Origin of the sequence: Pseudomonas sp. MWU16-30322 (genome assembly GCF_020515535.1) — a bacterium.
In the GTDB taxonomy this organism is placed as follows: Bacteria; Pseudomonadota; Gammaproteobacteria; order Pseudomonadales; family Pseudomonadaceae; genus Aquipseudomonas; species Aquipseudomonas fluorescens_H.
Genome location: NZ_JAIWYL010000011.1, coordinates 177,935 through 199,067, shown reverse-complemented (window position 1 = coordinate 199,067; position 21,133 = coordinate 177,935). Strand labels below are relative to the sequence as shown.

Sequence of the window (21,133 nt, the reverse complement as noted above, 5' to 3'; positions counted from 1 at the left end):
ATGCCTGCTATCCCTCTCGAACATGGATTGGCCGTTGCCGGCATCCTGTTCTGCCTTGGTCTGGTCGGCCTGATGGTCCGCCGCAACGTTTTGTTCGTGTTGATGAGTCTGGAAGTGATGATGAACGCCTCTGCACTGGCCTTCATCGTTGCAGGCGCCCGTTGGGGCCAACCGGATGGACAGATCATGTTCATCCTGGTGATCAGCCTGGCAGCCGCCGAAGCCAGTATTGGCCTGGCGATCTTGCTGCAACTGTATCGCCGCTTCCACACGCTCGATATCGACGCTGCCAGTGAGATGCGCGGATGAACCTAATCTTTCTGACTTTTGTATTCCCTCTGATCGGTTTCCTGCTGCTGTCGTTCTCCCGTGGACGCTGGTCGGAAAACCTCTCGGCGCTGATCGGCGTGGGTTCCATTGGCTTGTCGGCGATTGTCGCCGCCTACGTCATCTGGCAATTCAACGTCGCGCCGCCCGAAGGCGGTCACTACACCCTGGTGTTGTGGAAGTGGATGGCGGTCGAAGGCTTCAAGCCTGACTTCGCCCTCTACGTCGACGGCCTGTCGATCACCATGCTCGGCGTGGTGGTGGGTGTCGGTTTCCTGATCCACCTGTTCGCGTCCTGGTACATGCGCGGCGAAGCGGGTTACTCGCGCTTCTTCTCGTACACCAACCTGTTTATCGCCAGCATGCTGTTTCTGGTGCTCGGCGATAACCTGTTGTTCCTGTACTTCGGCTGGGAAGGCGTGGGTCTGTGCTCGTACCTGTTGATCGGTTTCTACTACAGCAACCGCAACAACGGTAACGCCGCACTCAAGGCTTTCATCGTGACCCGGATCGGTGACGTGTTCATGGCCATCGGCCTGTTCATCCTGTTCCAGCAAGTGGGCACGTTGAACATCCAGGAACTGCTGGTGCTGGCACCGCAGAAATTCCAGGTCGGCGACTTCTGGATCACCCTGGCGACCTTGATGCTGCTGGGTGGTGCGGTCGGTAAATCGGCGCAACTGCCACTGCAAACCTGGCTTGCGGACGCAATGGCCGGTCCGACCCCGGTGTCGGCACTGATCCACGCTGCAACCATGGTGACCGCCGGTGTCTACCTGATCGCCCGTACCCACGGTCTGTTCACCCTGGCGCCGGAAATCCTGCACCTGGTCGGCATCGTCGGTGGTGTGACGCTGGTTCTGGCGGGTTTCGCCGCACTGGTACAAACCGACATCAAGCGCATCCTCGCCTACTCGACCATGAGCCAGATCGGCTACATGTTCCTGGCGCTGGGCGTTGGTGCCTGGGATGGCGCGATTTTCCACCTGATGACCCACGCCTTCTTCAAGGCCCTGCTGTTCCTTGCGTCCGGTGCGGTGATCGTTGCCTGCCACCACGAGCAGAACATCTTCAAGATGGGCGGTCTGTGGAAAAAACTGCCACTGGCCTACGCCAGCTTCATCGTCGGTGGTGCTGCACTGGCCGCCCTGCCACTGGTCACCGCAGGCTTCTACTCCAAGGACGAAATCCTCTGGGAAGCGTTCGCCAGCGGCAACCACGGTCTGCTCTACGCAGGTCTGGTCGGTGCGTTCATGACTTCGCTGTACACCTTCCGCCTGATCTTCATCACGTTCCACGGTGAAGCCAAGACCGAAGCCCACGCCGGTCACGGCATCGCTCACTGGCTGCCACTGTCGGTACTGATCGTGCTGTCGACCTTCATCGGCGCGATGATCGTTCCACCGCTGCACGGCGTACTGCCGGAAAGCGTTGGCCATGCCGGTGGCGAAGCCAAGCACAGTCTGGAAATCGCTTCGGGCGCCATCGCCCTGGCCGGTATCCTGCTGGCGGCCCTGCTGTTCCTCGGCAAGCGTCGCTTCGTGACGGCAATCGCCAACAGCGGCATCGGCCGTTTCCTTTCGGCCTGGTGGTTCGCTGCCTGGGGCTTCGACTGGATCTACGACAAACTGTTCGTCAAGCCGTACCTTGCGATCAGCCATGTACTGCGCAGAGACCCGCTCGACCAGACCATCGGTCTGATCCCGCGTATGGCCAAAGGCGGTCACACCGCCCTGAGCCGCACCGAGACCGGTCAACTGCGTTGGTATGCCGCCTCGATGGCTGCTGGTGCCGTGCTGGTAATCGGCGCCATCGTGCTGGTAGCGGTCTGATATGAACCTTGCGAATTTGCGAAAGGAAACGAGCCCGTCATGATTCTGCCTTGGCTAATCCTGATCCCCTTCATCGGCGGCCTGCTGTGCTGGATGGGTGAGCGCTTCGGCGCTACCCTCCCCCGCTGGATTGCGCTGTTGACCATGACCCTGGAACTCGCCCTCGGCCTCTGGCTGTGGGCCCACGGTGACTATTCATTTGCTCCGGCGCCTGGCGCCGATCCGACCTGGGCGCTTGAGTTCAAGCACGTCTGGATCCAGCGCTTCGGCATCAACGTGCACCTGGCCCTCGACGGCCTGTCGCTGTTGATGATCCTGCTGACCGGTCTGCTGGGTATCCTCTCGGTACTCTGCTCGTGGAAAGAGATTCAACGTCACGTTGGCTTCTTCCACCTGAACCTGATGTGGATCCTGGGCGGCGTGGTCGGCGTGTTCCTCGCCCTCGACCTGTTCATGTTCTTCTTCTTCTGGGAAATGATGCTGGTGCCGATGTACTTCCTCATCGCGCTCTGGGGTCACAGTTCTTCGGACGGCAAGAAAACCCGGATCTACGCGGCGACCAAGTTCTTCATCTTCACTCAGGCTTCCGGCCTGATCATGCTGGTGGCGATCCTCGGTCTGGTGCTGGTCAACTTCAACAACACTGGCGTGATTACCTTCAACTACGCCGACCTGTTGAAGACCAAGATGTCGATGACCACCGAGTACATCCTGATGCTCGGCTTCTTCATCGCCTTCGCGGTCAAGCTGCCCGTGGTGCCGTTCCACTCCTGGCTGCCTGATGCCCACGCCCAGGCGCCGACTGCCGGTTCCGTCGACCTCGCCGGTATCCTGCTGAAAACCGCTGCCTACGGTCTGCTGCGTTTCGCCCTGCCGCTGTTCCCGAACGCTTCGGCCGAGTTCGCGCCGATCGCCATGACCCTCGGTCTGATCGGGATCTTCTACGGTGCGTTCCTGGCATTCGCGCAAACCGACATCAAGCGTCTGATCGCCTTCTCGTCCGTTTCCCACATGGGCTTCGTACTGATCGGCATCTACTCCGGCAGCCAACTGGCACTGCAAGGTGCAGTGATCCAGATGCTCGCGCACGGTCTGTCGGCCGCGGCACTGTTTATCCTCAGCGGTCAGCTGTACGAGCGTCTGCACACCCGTGACATGCGTGAGATGGGCGGTCTGTGGTCGCGTATCGCTTACCTGCCGGCGATCAGCCTGTTCTTTGCCGCCGCCTCGCTGGGTCTGCCGGGTACCGGTAACTTCGTCGGCGAGTTCCTGATCCTGATCGGTACGTTCGCCAGTGCGCCATGGATCACGGCGATTGCCACCTCCGGTCTGGTGTTCGGTTCGGTCTACTCGCTGATCATGATCCACCGTGCCTACTTCGGTCCGTCGAAATCGGATTCGATCCTGCACGGCATGGACGGTCGCGAACTGATCATGGTGCTGGGCCTTGCGGTGCTGCTGATTTACCTCGGCGTTTACCCGCAACCGTTCCTCGACACTTCCGCCGCCACGATGCATGGCGTGCAGCAGTGGCTCGGCACCGCCTTCACTCAACTCGCTTCGGCCCGGTAAGAGCGCTATGGAATTCACGATTCAACACTTTATTGCGCTTGCGCCACTGTTGATCACCAGCCTCACCATTATCGTGGTGATGCTGGCAATCGCCTGGCGCCGCAACCACTCGCAGACCTTCCTGATCTCGGTCGCCGGTCTGAACCTGGCCTTGCTGTCGATCCTGCCAGCCCTGAAAGTCGCGCCTCTGGCCGTGACGCCACTGCTGCAAGTCGACACCTTCGCCTGCCTGTACATGGCGCTGATCCTGGTCGCCACCCTCGCCTGTGTGACCCTCGCCCACGCCTACCTCGGCGATGGCGGTTCGGGTTACCCGGGCAACCGTGAAGAACTGTACCTGCTGATCCTGATGGCCGCCGCCGGTGGCCTGGTTCTGGTCAGCGCGCAGCACCTGGCCGGCCTGTTCATCGGTCTGGAACTGCTGTCGGTACCGGTCTACGGTCTGGTGGCTTATGCCTTCTTCAACAAGCGTTCGCTGGAAGCCGGCATCAAGTACATGGTGCTGTCCGCGGCCGGTTCCGCGTTCCTGTTGTTCGGTATGGCCCTGCTCTACGCTGACGCCGGCACCCTGAGCTTCAACGGTATCGGTCAGGCCCTGGCCACCACCAACCTGCCGAGCTCACTGGCGCAGTTGGGTCTGGGCATGATGCTGATCGGTCTGGCATTCAAGCTGTCGCTGGTACCGTTCCACCTGTGGACCCCGGACGTCTACGAAGGTGCTCCGGCACCAGTCGCCGCGTTCCTCGCCACCGCGTCGAAGGTTGCCGTGTTCGCGGTGATGGTGCGTCTGTTCCAGATCTCCCCTGCCGCGAGCAGTGGCGTGCTGAGCGACGTGCTGAGCGTGATCGCCATCGCCTCGATCCTGTTCGGTAACCTGCTGGCCCTGACCCAGAGCAACCTCAAGCGTCTGCTCGGTTACTCGTCCATTGCGCACTTCGGCTACCTGCTGATTGCCCTGGTGGCGAGCAAGGGTCTGGCGGTGGAAGCCATCGGCGTGTACCTGGTCACCTACGTGATCACCAGCCTCGGCGCGTTCGGCGTGATCACCCTGATGTCGTCGCCGTACAACGGCCGTGACGCCGACGCGCTGTACGAGTACCGCGGCCTGTTCTGGCGCCGTCCGTACCTGACCGCCGTTCTGACCGTGATGATGCTGTCCCTGGCCGGTATCCCGCTGACTGCCGGCTTCATCGGCAAGTTCTACATCATCGCTACCGGCGTCGAGTCGCACCAATGGTGGCTGGTCGGTTCGCTGGTACTGGGCAGCGCCATCGGCGTGTTCTACTACCTGCGCGTGATGGTCACCCTGTACCTGATCGAACCGAACCTGCGCCGCCACGACGCCCAGCTGCACTGGGAACAGAAGGCAGGCGGCGTAATGCTGCTGGCCATCGCCCTGGTCGCGTTCTTCCTGGGTGTGTACCCGCAACCATTGCTGACCCTGGTTCAGCAGGCGGGTCTGGCGGGCTGATATTCGGCTGGCTGGAAACGGAAACGGCACCTTCGGGTGCCGTTTTTGTTTTACGGATTCTATGTAGCAACAAATTACCTGTGGCGAGGGAGCTTGCTCCCGCTGGGACGCGAAGCGGCCCCGCTGTTCAGCTGAGAAGCGGGGCCTGCTACGCAGTCCAGCGGGAGCAAGCTCCCTCGCCACAATGGCATCACAGTTTCTTCACCATTGGCACGCAGGCCAGTTGCAGACCAGAAGGCGATTGATAAATTGCACTCCCCTCCCCGATGTAACCGCAGCGCCGGTAAAAGTCGACCGCATTCAACTTCGCGTCCAGACACACCTCGGTCAGCCCGAGATTCCGCGCCAGATCTTCAAGAAAGAACAGAACACGCTTGCCCAGCCCACGCTGCATGAAATCCGGGCGAATGAAGATCGCACCGATTTCACGGAAATCCAGATCGAGCATGCCGGTCGCTACAGCCTCACCCTGAATGCAGCCCAGATAAAAGTGTTTTTCCATCAGCGTGTCGTAGCCGTCTTCGGCCGCCCCTTTGGTCCAGTCGAGCATTTGCTGCTGGCTGTAGGCACCGATGCATTGGTGCCGGATGGCCAGGCGCCGAATGTCGAACGCGATCCGCGCATCGTCCGGGGTAGCTCTTCTGATATCGAACATTTCTCTCTCCATGAGGTATGTACGGACGGGAATGAACCTGCGAAGGTAACAGCCATTTCTGCACAAATGTGGATCAATCAGTCCACATTTCCACAGATGCCGTGGCAAACCCGGATCATTGTGGGAGTGTGGCTCGCCCGCGAAGGCGTCGGCACCTTCAATATCTTCATTGCCCGACACTCCGCTTTCGCGAGCAAGCCCGCTCCCACAGGTTACGTGTCGTTCACAGCCCTTATGGCAACCCCGATTACCGTGGGAGCGTGGCTTGCCCGCGAAGGCGTCGGCACCTTCAATATCTTCATTGACTGACACTCCGCTTTCGCGAGCAAGCCCGCTCCCACAGGTTACGTGTCGTTCACAGCCCTTATGGCAACCCCGATTACCGTGGGAGCGTGGCTTGCCCGCGAAGGCGTCGGCACATTCAATATCTTCATTGACTGACACTCCGCTTTCGCGAGCAAGCCCGCTCCCACAGGTTTGCGTGGCGTTCACAGCCCTTATGGCACCCCGATTACCGTGGGAGCGTGGCTTGCCCGCGAAGGCGTCGGCACATTCAATATCTTCAGTGCCTGACACTCCGCTTTCGCGAGCAAGCCCGCTCCCACAGGTTACGTGTCGTTCACAGCCCTTATGGCACCCCGATTACCGTGGGAGCGTGGCTTGCCCGCGAAGGCGTCGGCACATTCAATATCTTCAGTGCCTGACACTCCGCTTTCGCGAGCAGGCTCGCTCCCACAGGTTTATGTGGCGTTCAATCCATATAACCACATGACGAAATTGTAATTCCCCCATCACCTTGGCGTTATCCGCAGCTTGCAACGATGTGACCCGGCGACCAATGCCGGCGGGCCTTTGCCCGTCGAACAATAAAACCACGCCGACGCACGTTCCCGTTCTGCCGAACCCAAGGAGTGTTTGATGGTTAACAATACAAAAATGTCGATGGCCGCTTTAGCGGTGGTGGTCGGCTCCGGGCCGTCCATGGTGTTTGCAGAAGACAAGCCCGAAGGCTTTGTCGAAGGCAGCAGCCTGACGGTGCTCAACCGCAACTTCTACTTCAATCGTGATCATCGCGACGGCCAGTCCAGCCCCACCGGCAACGGTTATTCCGAAGCCTGGGCGCATGCGGTGGTCAGCAAGTTCGAATCCGGTTTTACCCAAGGCACCGTCGGGGTCGGTGTCGATGCATTTGCCATGCTCGGCTTGAAACTCGACACCGGTGACGGCCGCAACGGCGGGCGCAGTTCGTTCGATGTGCTGCCGGTCAACAGTGACGGCCAGGCGCGGGATGAATACACCAAGATCGGTGGCGCCGCCAAAGTGCGGGCCTTCGATACCGTGGTCAAGGTCGGTGATGTGTTCCCGGCCAACCCGGTGGTGGCCGCAGGTGATTCGCGCCTGCTGCCGGAAAGCTTTCGCGGTGTGACGGCGTCCAACACCAGTATCGACGGTCTGTCGATTCAGGGCGGTCGCCTGCATGCGATGAGCCAACCGGTGTCCAGCGACATGCGCGAAAATTTCGCCACGTTCTACGCCGGCCCGGTCAATTCGCCATGGATCGCTTATGGCGGGGGCGACTACGTGCTGAACAAGAACCTCACTTTCAGCCTGTACTCCAGTCGCCTCAAGGATGCCTGGAATCAGTATTACGCCGGCACCGCCTGGACCTATCCGCTGGCGGACGACCTGTCGCTGTTCGGCGGCCTGAACTATTACAAGGCGGTCGACGAAGGCAAGCAACTGCTCGGCCAATTCGACAACAACATCTGGAGCGGCCGCGTCGGGGTGAAACTCGGCGCGCACTCCGTCGCCCTCTCCCACCAGCGCAACAACGGCAACGATGATTTCGATTACCTGCGCCAGTCCGACTCGATCTTCCTCGATAACTCGATCCAGTACAGCGACTTCAACTCGCCGAAGGAACGTTCGTGGATGGTGCGCTACGACCTCGACATGAGCCCTTACGGCGTACCCGGTCTGTCGTTCATGACCCGTTACGCACGCGGCACCGACGCCGACTATTCCAACGCCAACGCCGTGTACATGCGCCGCGATGCCGAAGGCAATCCGCTGACCGACCAGAAGCGCTGGGAGCGCGATGTCGAAGTCAAATACGTGGTGCAGAGCGGTTCGATGAAAGACCTGTCGCTGCGTTTGCGCCAGGCCACCACCCGCGCCACGGCGTTCGAGTCGGATCTGGATGAAGTGCGGGTGATTGTCGAGTATCCGCTGGCGATTCTTTGATTGCGCGGCTGATGCAAATTCACCTTTAGAAGCTCCTTGCTCCTTTGGTCAGAGGTGAATCTTTTGGCGTCCTTCGGGGCGCCTTTTTTTGCCCTGGGAAAAATCATCGTTTTCTTGACCGAACCGCAAGCCACCTGCCATCTTCGCCTGCGCTGACCAACAAGAATAACGAGGGACCGATGAGTAGCCGTAAGAACCTGGAAATCGAGTACTTGCGAGGGGCTGCTGTGGCCATGACCTTCTTGTGCCATGTCACCATGATGCTGCCGTTCCATACCGATACGCTGCTGAGAATATTCTCGATTTTCATGCCCTGGACCGGTGTCGACCTGTTCTTCTGCATTTCCGGTTTCGTGGTCAGCAAGGCCTATCTGGACCATTTCGACCAACAGCGCGCCCAAGGTCAGTTCGGTCTGGCAACGGCCTGTTTCTGGCTGCGCCGCGCCTATCGCCTGCTGCCCACAGCATGGCTCTGGATACTGATTCCGCTGTTGTTTTCCATTGTTTTCAACCAATCGAACGCCTTTGGTTCGTGGTACGACAATCTGCGCAGTTTCACCGCCGTCGCGACCTTCAGCGGCAATCTGGCGATGCATTACAACTCGCTGCTGGGCCCTAGCCCTCAATACTGGAGCCTGGCGCTCGAAGAGCAGTTTTACTTCGTGTTTCCTTTTTTTCTGCTGTTTGTCACGGCCCCGCGTTGGCGGATCATTGCCCTGTTCGCACTGATTGCGTTGCAGTTCGGTATTGATCGAAACCCCTACGGCCAACCCACAAGCATCCTCACGCACTTCCGTCTGGATGCAATGCTCTGGGGAATTCTCTTGTGCCTGTTCACCCGTACCCGCCTCTATCGGCAGATAGAACCGGTCGGGCTGGGTCAGGGGACGATCAAACCGCTGCTTTGCACGCTGTTCCTGCTGTACATGCTGGGTTCTGTCGCCATCCAGCTGATTGCCATGCCCATTGCTGTCGGCATCGTCGCGATGGTCGCGGTATTGATTGTCTGGCTGGCGAGTTATCAGAAAGGCTACATCTACTGCCCGGCGTTCATGCGCGGTCTCATGCAGTGGCTTGGCTCACGGTCGTATGGGCTCTACGTGATCCACGTGTTCACCAACCACCTGAGTACAGAGATCTGGACGCGTGTTGCCGCCAACCAAGGCGTGCCGCTGGATGGGCGTTTCACCCTTGAGCTGTTACTGACGTCGGTGGGTCTGCTGGTGCTGCTGAGCGAACTCAACTACCGCTTTATCGAAACCCCTCTGCGTCTGCGCGGCGCCGAGATTGCCCGACGCAAGTTGAACCAGGAAGCGTCTCCGCTCCCGGCCACTGTCGACGTCGAGCCCTTGCCAACCAAGTAACCCTCCTTGAACACAAAGGCTAGAGAGCTGACGTCCGAAGGACAATCTGAAAACATTGTGGGAAGGTTCTGCTTTTCCCACACAACTTTTAAATGCAGCTCCGGGGATCAGGTGTTGGTTAGCCACCACTGTTGCGGCACACGCCGGCCACGCTGTATCTGAGGGTGTTGAGTTGCCCTTGCGAATCTTCGTAGGTCATAGCGGTAGGGACCACCGAGCAGGCAGGCTGCGGCTTCACCACGCTGACGATTTTCACCACGTCGAGCTGCATGCCGTATTCGTATTCCTTGACCACCGGCGCCGCTTTGCCGCGCTCAGCCGCGTATTGCTCCATGGCTTTGGCGTTGGCGCTGAACGCGCGCTCGAAGGTGCGATCACCGCCGCCCTCGGCCAATGCATTCACGGACATCGCCATGACGCTGGCGAACACGATCGACTTAAGCATTTTCATCTTCATTTCCTTCCCTTCCAGGCCCGAAAAAAAGCCCGGCATCGATGCGCGATGACGGGCTTGCGCAGGTTCAGGCAGCGTTAAAGATCCTGAGTTTTCTGGTCGTTCTTTTCATTGACCACCACCGGGTTGGCAGCGGCTTTTTCCTTGGCCACGAACAGCTCCACGGCGCGGTCGTTGGCGGTCATCATCCGGTCGAAGGTGCGGTCACCACCGCCTTCGGCCATAGCCAGTGACGACAGCATCAGGGCGGTTGCGAAGGCACTCAGTTGGGCGAATTTCATGGTTGATTCCTCGTTTAAGTAACTGACGGGATCAAGGTAACAAGGTGAACCTTTCGTGACGGTGGCGGGGGAATTACATATCCGTTATCTGCCGGATCAGTGCACGGAACCCATGTGGGAGCGGGCTTGCTCGCGAAAGCGGTGTGTCATCCAACATTGATGTCGACTGACACGGCCTCTTCGCGAGCAAGCCCGCTCCCACTGGAGATCACCTACTCAGACGGTACGGTGTCCTCATCCCGGCGATGGGCGATCTGGTACAGCGCGGGCAAGATCAGCAACGTGAGGATCGTTGAGGACAGAATTCCGCCGATCACCACGGTTGCCAGTGGCCGCTGCACCTCGGCGCCGGTGCCGGTCGCCAGCGCCATCGGAATAAACCCCAGCGACGCCACCAGTGCGGTCATCAACACCGGCCGCAAGCGCGTCAGCGCGCCGACGTTGATTGCGTCCGTCAGTGAGCGCCCTTCCTCGCGCAAATTGCGAATGAACGCGATCATCACCAAACCGTTGAGCACCGCCACCCCGGACAACGCGATAAACCCCACGCCAGCGGAAATCGACAACGGAATATCCCGCAGCCACAGCGCCATCACCCCGCCGGTCAAGGCAAACGGAATCCCGGTAAACACCAGCAAGCCGTCCTTCAAATTGTTGAACATCATGAACAGCAACCCGAACACCAGCAGCAACGCCACCGGCACCACGATCTGCAAGCGCTTGGCCGCCGATTGCAGTTGCTCGAACTGCCCGCCCCAGCTAGTCCAGTAACCGGCCGGCACCTGCACCTCGCGCTCGATCAGCGCACCCGCGTCGCTGACGAACGAGCCGATATCCCGCCCGCGCACGTTGGCGCTGACGATCACCAGACGCTTGCCGTTCTCGCGACTGACCTGGTTTGGCCCGAGCACCAGATCGAGGCTGGCGACGTCCTTCAGGGCGATAAAACCGATCTGGTTCGCCGCACCACTCAGCGCCGGCACCGGAATCAGCAGCGCCGACAAGCCGTCGATGTCCTTGCGCATCGCGTCGGACAAGCGCACCACCATGTCGAAGCGCCGATCACCCTCGTACAAAGTGCCAGCCTGCCGTCCCCCCACTGCGACGGCGATGGTGTCCTGCACATCGCCAACGTTGAGGCCATAACGCGCCGCCTTGTCGCGATCGATATTGATGGTCAGCACCGGCAGCCCGGTGGTCTGCTCGACCTTCACTTCAGAGGCGCCGTTGACCTTCTGCATCGCCGCCGCGATCTTCGCCGCCGTAGCGTTGAGCACGTCCATGTCATCGCCGAACACCTTGACCGCGACATCGCTGCGCACGCCGGAGATCAGTTCGTTGAAGCGCAACTGGATCGGCTGCGACAGCTCATAGTTGCTGCCCGGCAACGTCGCGGCGGCTTGTTGCAACTCGGCCATCAGGGTTTCGCGGGACTTTTTCGGGTCTGGCCATTGGTCCTTGGGCTTGAGCATCACGTAGCTGTCGGAGATGTTCGGCGGCATCGGGTCGGAAGCGATTTCCGCCGTACCGGTGCGGGCGAACACCCGTTCAACCTCCGGCACTTTGTTGAGAATCAAGGTCTCCAGACGCTGCTGCATGTCCACCGATTGCGTCAGGCTGGTGCCCGGCACGCGCAGCGCTTGCAGGGCGAAATCCCCCTCACTGAGGCTCGGCACAAACTCGCTGCCCATGCGGCTGGTGAGCACGCCGCTGAGCACGATCACCGCCAACGCCGCGCCCACGGCCACCGCGCGATGCGCCATGACCCAGGCCAGCGCCGGCGCATAAATACGACGGGCGCCGCGCATCACCGCACCCTCCTCTTCCTTGACCTTGCCGGTGACGAACAGCGCAATCGCTGCCGGCACAAAGGTCACCGACAGCAGCATCGCACCGAGCAGCGCGATGACCACGGTGAACGCCATCGGGTGGAACATTTTCCCTTCGACGCCGCTCAACGCGAAGATCGGCAGATACACCACCATGATGATCAACTGGCCGAAAATCAGCGGTCGCCGCGCCTCTTTCGCTGCCGCAAAGACTTCCTTGAAACGCTCGGCACGGGTCAGCAAGCGGCCGTGATGCTGCTGCGCGTGGGCCAGGCGGCGCAGGGTGTTTTCGACGATCACCACCGCACCGTCGACGATGATCCCGAAGTCCAGCGCACCGAGGCTCATCAGGTTGGCGCTGACCTTGTTGCTGAACATCCCGGTGAAGGTGAACAGCATCGACAGCGGAATCACCATCGCGGTGATCAACGCGGCGCGGATGTTGCCGAGGAACAGGAACAGAATCGCGATCACCAGAATCGCGCCTTCGATCAGGTTCTTTTTCACCGTGGCGATGGCTTTGTCGACCAGGTGCGTGCGGTCATACACCGGCACGGCGATCACGCCTTTGGGCAAGGATTTGTTGATCTGTTCCAGCTTGCTGGCCACCGCTTGCGAGACGGTGCGGCTGTTCTCGCCGATCAACATGAACACCGTGCCCAGCACCACTTCGCGGCCATTTTCGGTGGCCGCACCGCTGCGCAATTCGCGGCCGATTTCCACGCTGGCGACGTTCTTCACCCGGATCGGCGTGCCGTCGACGTTGGCCATGACGATGTTGGCGATGTCTTCGGTACTCGCCACCTGCCCCGGTGCGCGAATCAGCAATTGCTCGCCGCTGCGCTCGATGTACCCGGCGCCGACGTTGGCGTTGTTACGCTCCAGCGCGGTGATCAGATCGGTGAGCGTGAGCTTGTACGCGGCGAGGCGTTTCGGGTCCGGCGCGATCTGGTATTCCTTGGCAAACCCGCCGATGGTGTTGATCTCGGCGACACCCGGCACGTTGCGCAATTGCGGCTTGATGATCCAGTCCTGAATCACTCGCAGATCGGTCGGCGTGTAGGCGCTGCCGTCTTCCTTCAGCGCGCCCTCCTGGGCTTCCACCGTCCATAAAAAGATCTCACCGAGGCCGGTAGAGATTGGCCCCATCACTGCTTCCGCGCCTTCAGGCAATTGCTCCCTGGCGATCTGCAGACGCTCGTTGACCAGTTGGCGAGCGAAGAACAGGTCGGTGCCGTCCTTGAAGATCACCGTCACTTGCGACAGGCCCGAGCGCGACAGCGAACGGGTCTGCTCCAGCGCCGGCAACCCGGCCATCGCGGTTTCAATCGGGAAAGTAATGCGCTGCTCGGTCTCCAGCGGCGAGAACCCGGCGGCACCGGTGTTGATCTGCACCTGGACATTGGTGATGTCGGGCACGGCGTCGATCGGCAGCTTTTGATAACTGGCGATGCCGAGGCCGGCCATGAGCAGAACGGCGAGCAATACGATGATGCGCTGCTCGATGGCAAACTGGATCAGGCGTTCGAACATGAGGACCTTCCAGGATTAATGGCTGTGCTCGGCTGAGGCTTTGCCCAGCTCCGACTTGAGGACAAAGCTGCCGACGCTGGCGACTTGCACGCCTGCTTCCAGCCCTTGGGTGACTTCCACGTGGCCGGCTGCGCGGCTGCCCAGCTCGACGGCCTGCGCCTTGAAACCGTCAGCGGTGCGCACGAACACCGTGGGTTTGTCCTCGACGGTCTGGATCGCGGTTTCCGGCACGGCGACTTGCGCTTCGCGGCTGTCGGTCGCCACCCGCGCGCTGACGAACAGCCCGGGGCGCCACGAGCCCTGCGGGTTTTCCAAGGTGACGCGCACGGTCGCGGTGCGGGTTTGTTCGCCGAGCAGACTGCCGACGTAAGCCACGCTGCCGGTGACTTGCGCGTCCAATTCCGGCGCGCTGACGGTCACCGGTTTACCCACCTGCACCCTGGTCAGATCCTTGGGCGAGACGCCGAACGTGACCCACACCCGGGACAAGTCCGAAAGGGTAAACGCGGCCGTGGTTTCATCGACCACCTCGCCCGGTGTCAGGTGTTTTTCCACCACCACTCCGTCGAACGGTGCGCGCAGTTCGTAGCGATTGCCGCCGGTAGCGACCACGCTGCCGCTGAGCACACTGATTTTCTGCCGGGCGTTGTTCATGGCGATTTCCGCCTCTTCCAACGCTTGCTTCGCCTGGAGGAAATCCTGTTCGGCGGAGATCTTGTCCTGCCAGAGCTTTTTCTCGCGTTCGTAGGTGGTGCGCGCCAACGCCAAGCGACGTTGCGCGGCGGCCTGCTCGCTGCGCTGATCGGATATCTGCTGACTGGCGATCACTGCCAGCAACTGGCCCTTCTTCACCGCTTGCCCGAGGTTGACCGCCACCGACTCGACCACCCCCGGCACACGCGGCACGACGTGCGCCGTGCGGTCCTCGTCGAAGCGCACTTCGCCGGGGAACGACAGGCCGAGACTGATGCTCTGCGCCCGCGCCTCGGCCAGTTGAATGCCTGCCGCCGCGATCTGCTCGGTACTCAATTCGATGTGGCCTTCGTCGGCATGTTCGCCTTCGGCGGCCGCGCCCTCCTCGGCGTGATCGGCGTGTTCGGAGGCGTCATCGGCATGCGCGTCGATATTTGAATTGGCTGGCCACATCGAACCGAGGCCAATGCCCAACGCCAAGGTCGCCATCGCGACCACCATCAGTTTTTTATCCATGGAAACTCCTCTGCGCCGTGCTTCGCGCAGTTGTCTGAAAATGAAATTCAAGGGCTGACGCTGAGGTCGCCGAAGATCCGTTCGAGGCGCACGCGGGCGTCGGTCGCCTCGCTGACGGCCTGGATGTATTGGCTGCGCGCGGCAATCAGGGTGCGATGGGCGTCGAGCACATCGAGGAAGCCGAATTTGCCCATTTCGAAACCACGGGTGGCGCTGTCCACTGCACTTTGTGCGGCGGGCAGGATGCTCTGGTTGAACGCGTTGACTTCGCCATTGGCGGTCTGCCATTGCTCAAGGCTGGTCTGGACTTCGGTGCGCAAGCGCAGCTCGGTGGCGTTGCGCAGATCCCGCGCCTGATCGGTGCGCCGTGCCGCGGCGAGCACGTTGCCCTGATTGCGGTTGAACAGCGGAATCGGCATCGACAGCCCGACCACGTTGACCCGCTCACGCTCGGTTTCGCTGTACTGGCTGCCAATGCTCACGGTCAGGTCGGGAATGCGCTGCGACTTTTCCAGGCCCAACGATGCTTCGCGTTGATCAATCTGCAGTTTCGCCAGACGCAGCTCGGCGGTCTGGTTCAGACGCTCGAGCAAACGACTGGGCGGCGGCAGCGTGGCGAGGTTTTGCGTCGCGGCTTGCACATTGGTCGAAGTCGGCAACGGTGCGCCCATGACTTGCGCCAGTTGCTGATAGGCGTTGGCCTGATCGCGCTCGGCGCGGCTGACCTCCAGGCGCACTTCCGAGAGCTGCACCTGCGCTCGCGTGCCTTCGACCGGCGACGATTTGCCGGCCTCGATCCGCCCTTGAGCAACGCGCACACCGTGCTCGGCCAGTTGCAGTGACTGGCGCGACAGCTGCAAGCGTTGCTGCGCGGTTTGCGCGCTGTTGAACGCCTGGATCACATCGGCGCGCAAGGCATTGCGTTTGCGCTCCAGTTCGATACCGGCGGCGTCCTGCGCACGGCTGGCGACATCGATGCGCGCACCGCGTTTGCCGCCCAGTTCGATCGACTGGCTGAGCATCACCGTGGTAGTGCGCGAGTCGCGTCGGGTGTCTTCGGCTTCCCACGACACCTCGGGATTGGGGATCAGCCCAGCCTGTTGGCGGTCGCCCTCGGCTATGCCGATTTCCCACTGCGCGGCGGCGAGATCGGGGTTGCCGGCGAAGGCACTTTGCAGCGCCTGATCCAGCGTCAGGGTCGATGCGCTGGTCAGGCTGCTACACGCCAACAACAAGAGGCCGCTGGCGGTTTTGTTCAGGCGTGATCGCGCCGTCAGTTCGATTAAACCGGGCAATGGAGGACTTCCTTTAATACGGGATTTTTCGATGCCGCCACGTTAGGGTTTTGAACTTATCGACAAGGTGACTGAAACATTACAAATCCGTTATCCACGGTTTGGCAAAGTTGTTTTGTTCTAGGATGCGAAGTGCAAACGGCTTTGCCGTAATACATGGAAACAAATACTCGGTAGTTATCTGCCGAACAGCACTTGCCTGAATGCAATACATGTCTGCTGGCGCATTCAAGCTGCGACAGGCTGTCGCGGATAGCCGTTTTAAAGGCCTCCGAGATTGACCCTGTAGCGACTACAGCCTTTACCGTGTTCGTCATTCAGTTATTGAACTGCGTCCGGAAGAACTTACAAAAACCATAATTTTCCCGGCCACCTTAATTAAATATCCCTTAAATAAAAGTGGTGATAGATCATGCGAATCCTTGTCGTCGAGGACGAGCTTAAAGCTGCCGAATACTTGCATCAGGGTTTGACCGAAAGTGGTTATATCGTTGACCACGCCGCCACCGGTGCCGATGGATTGCATCTGGCGCAACAGCAGGCCTATGACCTGATCATTCTCGACGTGAACTTGCCGGAACTCGACGGCTGGGGCGTGCTGGAACAACTGCGTCGTACCCACTCGACGCGGGTGATGATGCTCACCGCGCGCGGGCGGCTGGCAGACAAGATTCGTGGTCTGGATCTGGGCGCCGACGACTATCTGGTCAAGCCGTTCGAGTTTCCCGAATTGCTCGCGCGGGTGCGCACCCTGATGCGCCGCAGCGAAAACATACCGGTGCCGCAAGTGTTGAAAGTCGCTGATCTGGAGCTTGATCCGGGCCGGCATCGGGCGTTTCGTGGCGAGCAGCGCATCGACCTGACCACCAAGGAATTCGCCCTGCTGCACTTGTTGATGCGTCAGTCCGGCGAGGTGCTGACCCGCACGCAGATCATCTCGCTGGTGTGGGACATGAATTTCGACTGCGACACCAACGTGGTCGAAGTGTCGATCCGGCGCTTGCGGGCGAAGATCGATGACCCGTTCGACAACAAGCTGATCCACACCCTGCGCGGTGTCGGCTACGTGCTGGAGGCGCGCGAATGAAGCCGGCCAGCCTGTCGATGCGCCTCGGTTTGACCGTGAGTATTCTCGGCGCGCTGTTGGTGGTGTTTCTGGCGATCCTTGCCTATTTCGCCCTGACCCATGAGCTGAATGCGCTGTCCCGCGACAGCCTGGACAAGAAGATGGCGCAGGTGGAACACAGCCTGTCGCTGTACGTCGACGCCAATGAAGTCAGTGGCAAGCCGCACATTCTGCTCGATCAGGTCATGGGCCATGACAACCTGACGCTAACGATTTATGACCGTTCGAACCTGCGTTCGCCGCTGCTCAAGTCCGGCTCAGGACTGAAGGATCCGCGCGCCGAGTTACGCGCGGTGCGAGCCGCCACCGAGCAATTGACCTATAGCGACAGCAGCGACGGCGAAGGCGCGAAATTCCTTACCGCGTCAAAGCTGATTCGCCTCAAGGATGGCAGCCGCGTGCCGGTGCTGCTGTCGATGGACAACGCACATGATCAGGCGCTACTCAGCGCCTACCTGCGCTCGACGCTGATTGCCTTGCCGCTGTTGCTGGTGTTCATCGGCCTGACGGCGTGGGGCGCGGTGCAGCGCGGATTGGCGCCGCTGCGCGAGTTTCGCAAGGTGGCGGCGATGGTCTCGACTCAAGATCTGGATCATCGGCTGTCGGTGGTGAACATGCCGCAGGAGCTGAGCGAACTGGCGCAGGGCATCAACTTCATGCTGCATCGGCTGGATGCCGGGGTGCAGCAGTTGTCGCAGTTCTCCGATGACCTGGCGCATGAGCTGCGCACGCCGATCAACAACTTGATGGGCAAGGCACAGGTGACGCTGTCTCGTGAGCGTACGACCGAGGAATACCAGGACGTGTTGGTGTCCTGCACCGAGGAGCTGGAGCGCGTGGCGCGGATTGTCTCGGACATGTTGTTTCTCGCACAGGTCAGTCATCCGTCGGCGCTGGCGCCGTTTGAATCGGTGGCGCTGGAGGATGAAGCGGCGAAGGTCGCGGAGATGTTTTCGCTGTCGGCGCAGGACAAGCAGATTCATTTGAATGTTGTTGGTTGCGCATCGGTGCTGGGCGATCGGTTGATGATCCAGCGGGCGATTTCCAATCTGCTGTCGAATGCGCTGCGTCATTGCCCGAACGGCAAAACCATCACCTTGCTGATCGAGCAAGGCGCGACGCAGGCTTCACTGCTGGTCAGCAATCCCGGCGCTGGCATCGAGGCGCAACACCTGCCGCATCTGTTCGACCGCTTCTACCGCGTCGACAGCGCCCGCTCGCGCTCGCAGGGCAGCACCGGGCTGGGACTGGCGATCGTGCGTTCGATCATGAGCCTGCATCAGGGCGTGGCGGAGGTGAAGAGCTTACCCGGTGTCATGACCGTATTCCGCCTCGGTTTTCCTGCTGCGACATCCACGGCCCCATCGCTTGCAGGCAAGCTCTCACAGTGAGTCGTGGTGAACCCGAATTTTGATGGCGTCACAAAACCTGTGGGAGCTTGCCTGCAAGCGATGGCGGCGGCTCAGTCACATCTTTGTTGTCTGACACTCCGCTATCGCGAGCAGGCTCACTCCTACAGTGAATCGCGGTGAACCCGAATTTTGATGGCAATACAAAACCTGTGGGAGCTTGCCTGCAAGCGATGGCGGCTCAGTCACATCTTTGTTGTCTGACACTCCGCTATCGCGAGCAGGCTCACTCCCACAGTGAATCGTGGTGAACCCGAATTTTGATGGCAATACAAAACCTGTGGGAGCTTGCCTGCAAGCGATGGCGGCGGCTCAGTCACATCTTTGTTGTCTGACACTCCGCTATCGCGAGCAGGCTCACTCCTACAGTGAATCGCGGTGAACCCGAATTTTGATGGCAATACAAAACCTGTGGGAGCTTGCCTGCAAGCGATGGCGGCTCAGTCACATCTTTGTTGTCTGACACTCCGCTATCGCGAGCAGGCTCACTCCTACAGTGAATCGAGGTGAACCCGAATTTTGATGGCAATACAAAACCTGTGGGAGCTTGCCTGCAAGCGATGGCGGCGGCTCAGTCACATCTTTGTTGTCTGACACTCCGCTATCGCGAGCAGACTCACTCCTACAGAAGTTTGCGGCATACAACGCGTCTGTGAACGGCACTAAATCTGTGGGAGTGAGCCTGCTCGCGATAGCAATGGCACAGGCAACAAAAAAAACGGCACCTTGCGGTGCCGTTCGCCTTGCACATTTCAGCTTTTACTTACGCGCATCCGCCCACGATTTCAGCAGTTCGTTGTAGCTCACGGTCTCGCCCTGCGGCTTCTCGTTGGCCAGTTTCGGTTTCGGTGCGCCCGGCTGGTCGAACCAATATTGCGCGTCGCGTTCCGGGTTCATTTTCGGGGCGCACACTGCTTGCGCCTTGGAGCGTTCGAGGCGCGACATGATCGCGTCCTGATCCTTGGCCAGGCCATCCAATGCTTGTTGCGGAGTCTTCTCGCCGCTGGCCGCTTCGGCGATGTGGCTCCACCACAATTGCGCCAGACGCGGATAGTCCGGCACGTTGGTCCCGGTCGGGGTCCATTGCACGCGGGCCGGGCTGCGGTAGAACTCGACCAGGCCACCGAGTTTCGGTGCCAGATCGGTCATCGCCTGCGAGTTGATGTCCGACTCGCGGATCGGCGTCAGGCCGACGATGGTTTTCTTCAGCGACACGGTTTTCGAGGTGACGAACTGCGCGTACAGCCACGCCGCCAGTTTCTGTTTCTCAGGCGTGGATTTCATGAACGTCCACGAACCCACGTCCTGATAACCAAGCTTCATGCCCTCCTCCCAATACGGCCCGCGCGGCGACGGCGCCATGCGCCACTTCGGTGTGCCATCGGCATTCATCACCGGCAGGCCCTGCTTGGTCATGTCGGCGGTGAACGCGGTGTACCAGAAGATCTGCTGGGCGATGTTGCCCTGCGACGGCACCGGGCCGGACTCGGAGAAGGTCATGCCCGCCGCTTCCGGTGGCGCGTAGGCCTTGAGCCAGTCGACGTATTTCTGGGTGGCGAACACTGCCGCCGGGCCATTGGTGTCGCCGCCGCGGGTCACGCTGGAACCAACCGGGTGGCAATCCTCGACGCGAATCCCCCACTCGTCCACCGGTAAACCATTGGGAATACCCTTGTCGCCGCCACCGGCCATGGAGAACCAGGCATCGGTGAAACGCCAGCCCAGCGATGGGTCTTTCTTGCCGTAATCCATGTGCCCGTAGACACGTTTGCCGTCGATTTCCTTGACGTCTTCGCTGAAGAATTTGGCGATGTCTTCATAGGCTGACCAGTTCACCGGCACGCCCAATTCGTAGCCGTACTTTTCCTTGAACTTGGCTTTCAGATCGGCCCGTTCGAACCAGTCGGCGCGGAACCAGTACAGGTTGGCGAACTGCTGGTCGGGCAGTTGATAGATCTTGCCGTCCGGCGCCGTGGTGAACGAGATGCCGATGAAGTCCTTGATGTCGAGGGTCGGCGAGGTGAAGTTCTTGCCTTCGTTGGCCATCAGGTCGGTGATCGCCTCGGTCTTGCCGTAGCGAAAGTGCGTACCGATCAGGTCCGAGTCGTTGACCCAGCCGTCGTAGATGCTCTTGTCCGACTGCATCACCGTCTGCAGTTTTTCCACCACGTCGCCTTCCTGCAGCAGGTCGTGGGTCAACTTGATCCCGGTGATTTCGGTGAAGGCCTTGGCCAGCACTTTGGACTCGTATTCGTGGGTGGTCAGGGTCTCCGAAACGACCTTGATGTCCATCCCGCGAAACGGCTCGGCGGCCTTGATGAACCACTTCAATTCATCGAGTTGCTGTTCGGGCGTCAGGGTCGATGGCTTGAATTCGCTGCCGATCCATTTTTTCGCAGCGTCCTCATAGGCATCGGCCCAGGCCGATGCGCTCAAACCGCTGAGTGCCAGCACGGCCGCCAATGAAATGCTATGTCGCAGCTTATTGTTTTTGTCGAACATAGAGACCTCCTGTTTGATTTTCGGAGCACG

General features: G+C 60.3%; 15 protein-coding genes. 8 read left to right on the top strand and 7 right to left on the bottom strand.

Annotated features, from left to right (window positions below):
• From nuoK to nuoN, 4 genes are read left to right on the top strand one after another with little or no spacing between them, the layout of a single operon-like run.
• Positions 1-309, top strand: coding sequence for an NADH-quinone oxidoreductase subunit NuoK (gene nuoK, locus LCH64_RS22800; RefSeq protein ID WP_226501322.1), 309 nt, complete (start codon positions 1-3; stop codon positions 307-309).
• Positions 306-2,159: an NADH-quinone oxidoreductase subunit L gene (gene nuoL, locus LCH64_RS22795; RefSeq protein WP_083366307.1), complete on the top strand. Its 1,854-nt coding sequence runs from the start codon at positions 306-308 to the stop codon at positions 2,157-2,159. The genes nuoK and nuoL overlap by 4 nt, the downstream gene beginning before the upstream one ends.
• Before the next feature lie 39 nt (positions 2,160-2,198).
• The gene (gene nuoM / locus LCH64_RS22790; RefSeq protein ID WP_003223785.1) at positions 2,199-3,731 is read left to right on the top strand and encodes an NADH-quinone oxidoreductase subunit M; all 1,533 of its coding nucleotides are present in this window, start codon (positions 2,199-2,201) and stop codon (positions 3,729-3,731) included.
• Positions 3,732-3,738: 7 nt separating this feature from the next.
• On the top strand, positions 3,739-5,202 hold the full coding sequence (nuoN, locus tag LCH64_RS22785; RefSeq protein ID WP_103486072.1) for an NADH-quinone oxidoreductase subunit NuoN: 1,464 nt from the start codon (positions 3,739-3,741) through the stop codon (positions 5,200-5,202).
• Between the two features lie 190 nt (positions 5,203-5,392).
• Here nuoN and LCH64_RS22780 read toward each other — a convergent pair whose 3' ends face one another.
• Positions 5,393-5,857 carry a GNAT family N-acetyltransferase gene (locus LCH64_RS22780; protein WP_226501321.1) on the bottom strand — a complete coding sequence of 155 codons (465 nt, stop codon included), beginning with the start codon at positions 5,855-5,857 and terminating at the stop codon, positions 5,393-5,395.
• Between the two features lie 918 nt (positions 5,858-6,775).
• Between LCH64_RS22780 and LCH64_RS22775 the strand changes: the two genes are divergently transcribed.
• Entirely contained in the window at positions 6,776-8,101 is a 1,326-nt protein-coding gene (locus tag LCH64_RS22775; RefSeq protein WP_226501320.1) for an OprD family porin, read from the top strand.
• Between the two features lie 179 nt (positions 8,102-8,280).
• Positions 8,281-9,465: an acyltransferase gene (locus LCH64_RS22770; protein WP_226501319.1), complete on the top strand. Its 1,185-nt coding sequence runs from the start codon at positions 8,281-8,283 to the stop codon at positions 9,463-9,465.
• 118 nt (positions 9,466-9,583) lie between these two features.
• Here LCH64_RS22770 and LCH64_RS22765 read toward each other — a convergent pair whose 3' ends face one another.
• From LCH64_RS22765 to LCH64_RS22745, 5 genes are all read right to left on the bottom strand, one after another.
• Positions 9,584-9,916 (bottom strand): DUF2790 domain-containing protein, encoded by a 333-nt coding sequence (locus LCH64_RS22765; protein ID WP_003223776.1) that lies wholly within the window; start codon positions 9,914-9,916, stop codon positions 9,584-9,586.
• A gap of 80 nt (positions 9,917-9,996) precedes the next feature.
• Positions 9,997-10,200: a co-regulatory protein PtrA N-terminal domain-containing protein gene (locus LCH64_RS22760; protein ID WP_003223774.1), complete on the bottom strand. Its 204-nt coding sequence runs from the start codon at positions 10,198-10,200 to the stop codon at positions 9,997-9,999.
• A 212-nt stretch (positions 10,201-10,412) separates the two neighbouring features.
• A complete protein-coding gene (locus tag LCH64_RS22755; RefSeq protein WP_226501318.1) occupies positions 10,413-13,562 on the bottom strand; it encodes a CusA/CzcA family heavy metal efflux RND transporter in 3,150 nt (1,049 codons plus the stop codon).
• A gap of 15 nt (positions 13,563-13,577) precedes the next feature.
• Complete coding sequence (locus LCH64_RS22750; RefSeq protein WP_226501317.1) at positions 13,578-14,771, bottom strand: efflux RND transporter periplasmic adaptor subunit; 1,194 nt, start codon at positions 14,769-14,771, stop codon at positions 13,578-13,580.
• A gap of 47 nt (positions 14,772-14,818) precedes the next feature.
• Positions 14,819-16,066 (bottom strand): TolC family protein, encoded by a 1,248-nt coding sequence (locus tag LCH64_RS22745; RefSeq protein ID WP_226501316.1) that lies wholly within the window; start codon positions 16,064-16,066, stop codon positions 14,819-14,821.
• Positions 16,067-16,478: 412 nt separating this feature from the next.
• Here LCH64_RS22745 and LCH64_RS22740 point away from each other — a divergent pair, with 412 nt between their 5' ends.
• Positions 16,479-17,153, top strand: coding sequence for a heavy metal response regulator transcription factor (locus LCH64_RS22740; protein WP_003223767.1), 675 nt, complete (start codon positions 16,479-16,481; stop codon positions 17,151-17,153).
• The gene (locus LCH64_RS22735) at positions 17,150-18,583 is read left to right on the top strand and encodes a heavy metal sensor histidine kinase (protein WP_226501315.1); all 1,434 of its coding nucleotides are present in this window, start codon (positions 17,150-17,152) and stop codon (positions 18,581-18,583) included. The genes LCH64_RS22740 and LCH64_RS22735 overlap by 4 nt, the downstream gene beginning before the upstream one ends.
• Before the next feature lie 777 nt (positions 18,584-19,360).
• On the opposite strand, the gene LCH64_RS22730 is transcribed toward LCH64_RS22735, so the two are convergent.
• Positions 19,361-21,103, bottom strand: coding sequence for an ABC transporter substrate-binding protein (locus tag LCH64_RS22730; protein ID WP_103485333.1), 1,743 nt, complete (start codon positions 21,101-21,103; stop codon positions 19,361-19,363).
• Between the last annotated feature and the right edge of the window lie 30 nt (positions 21,104-21,133).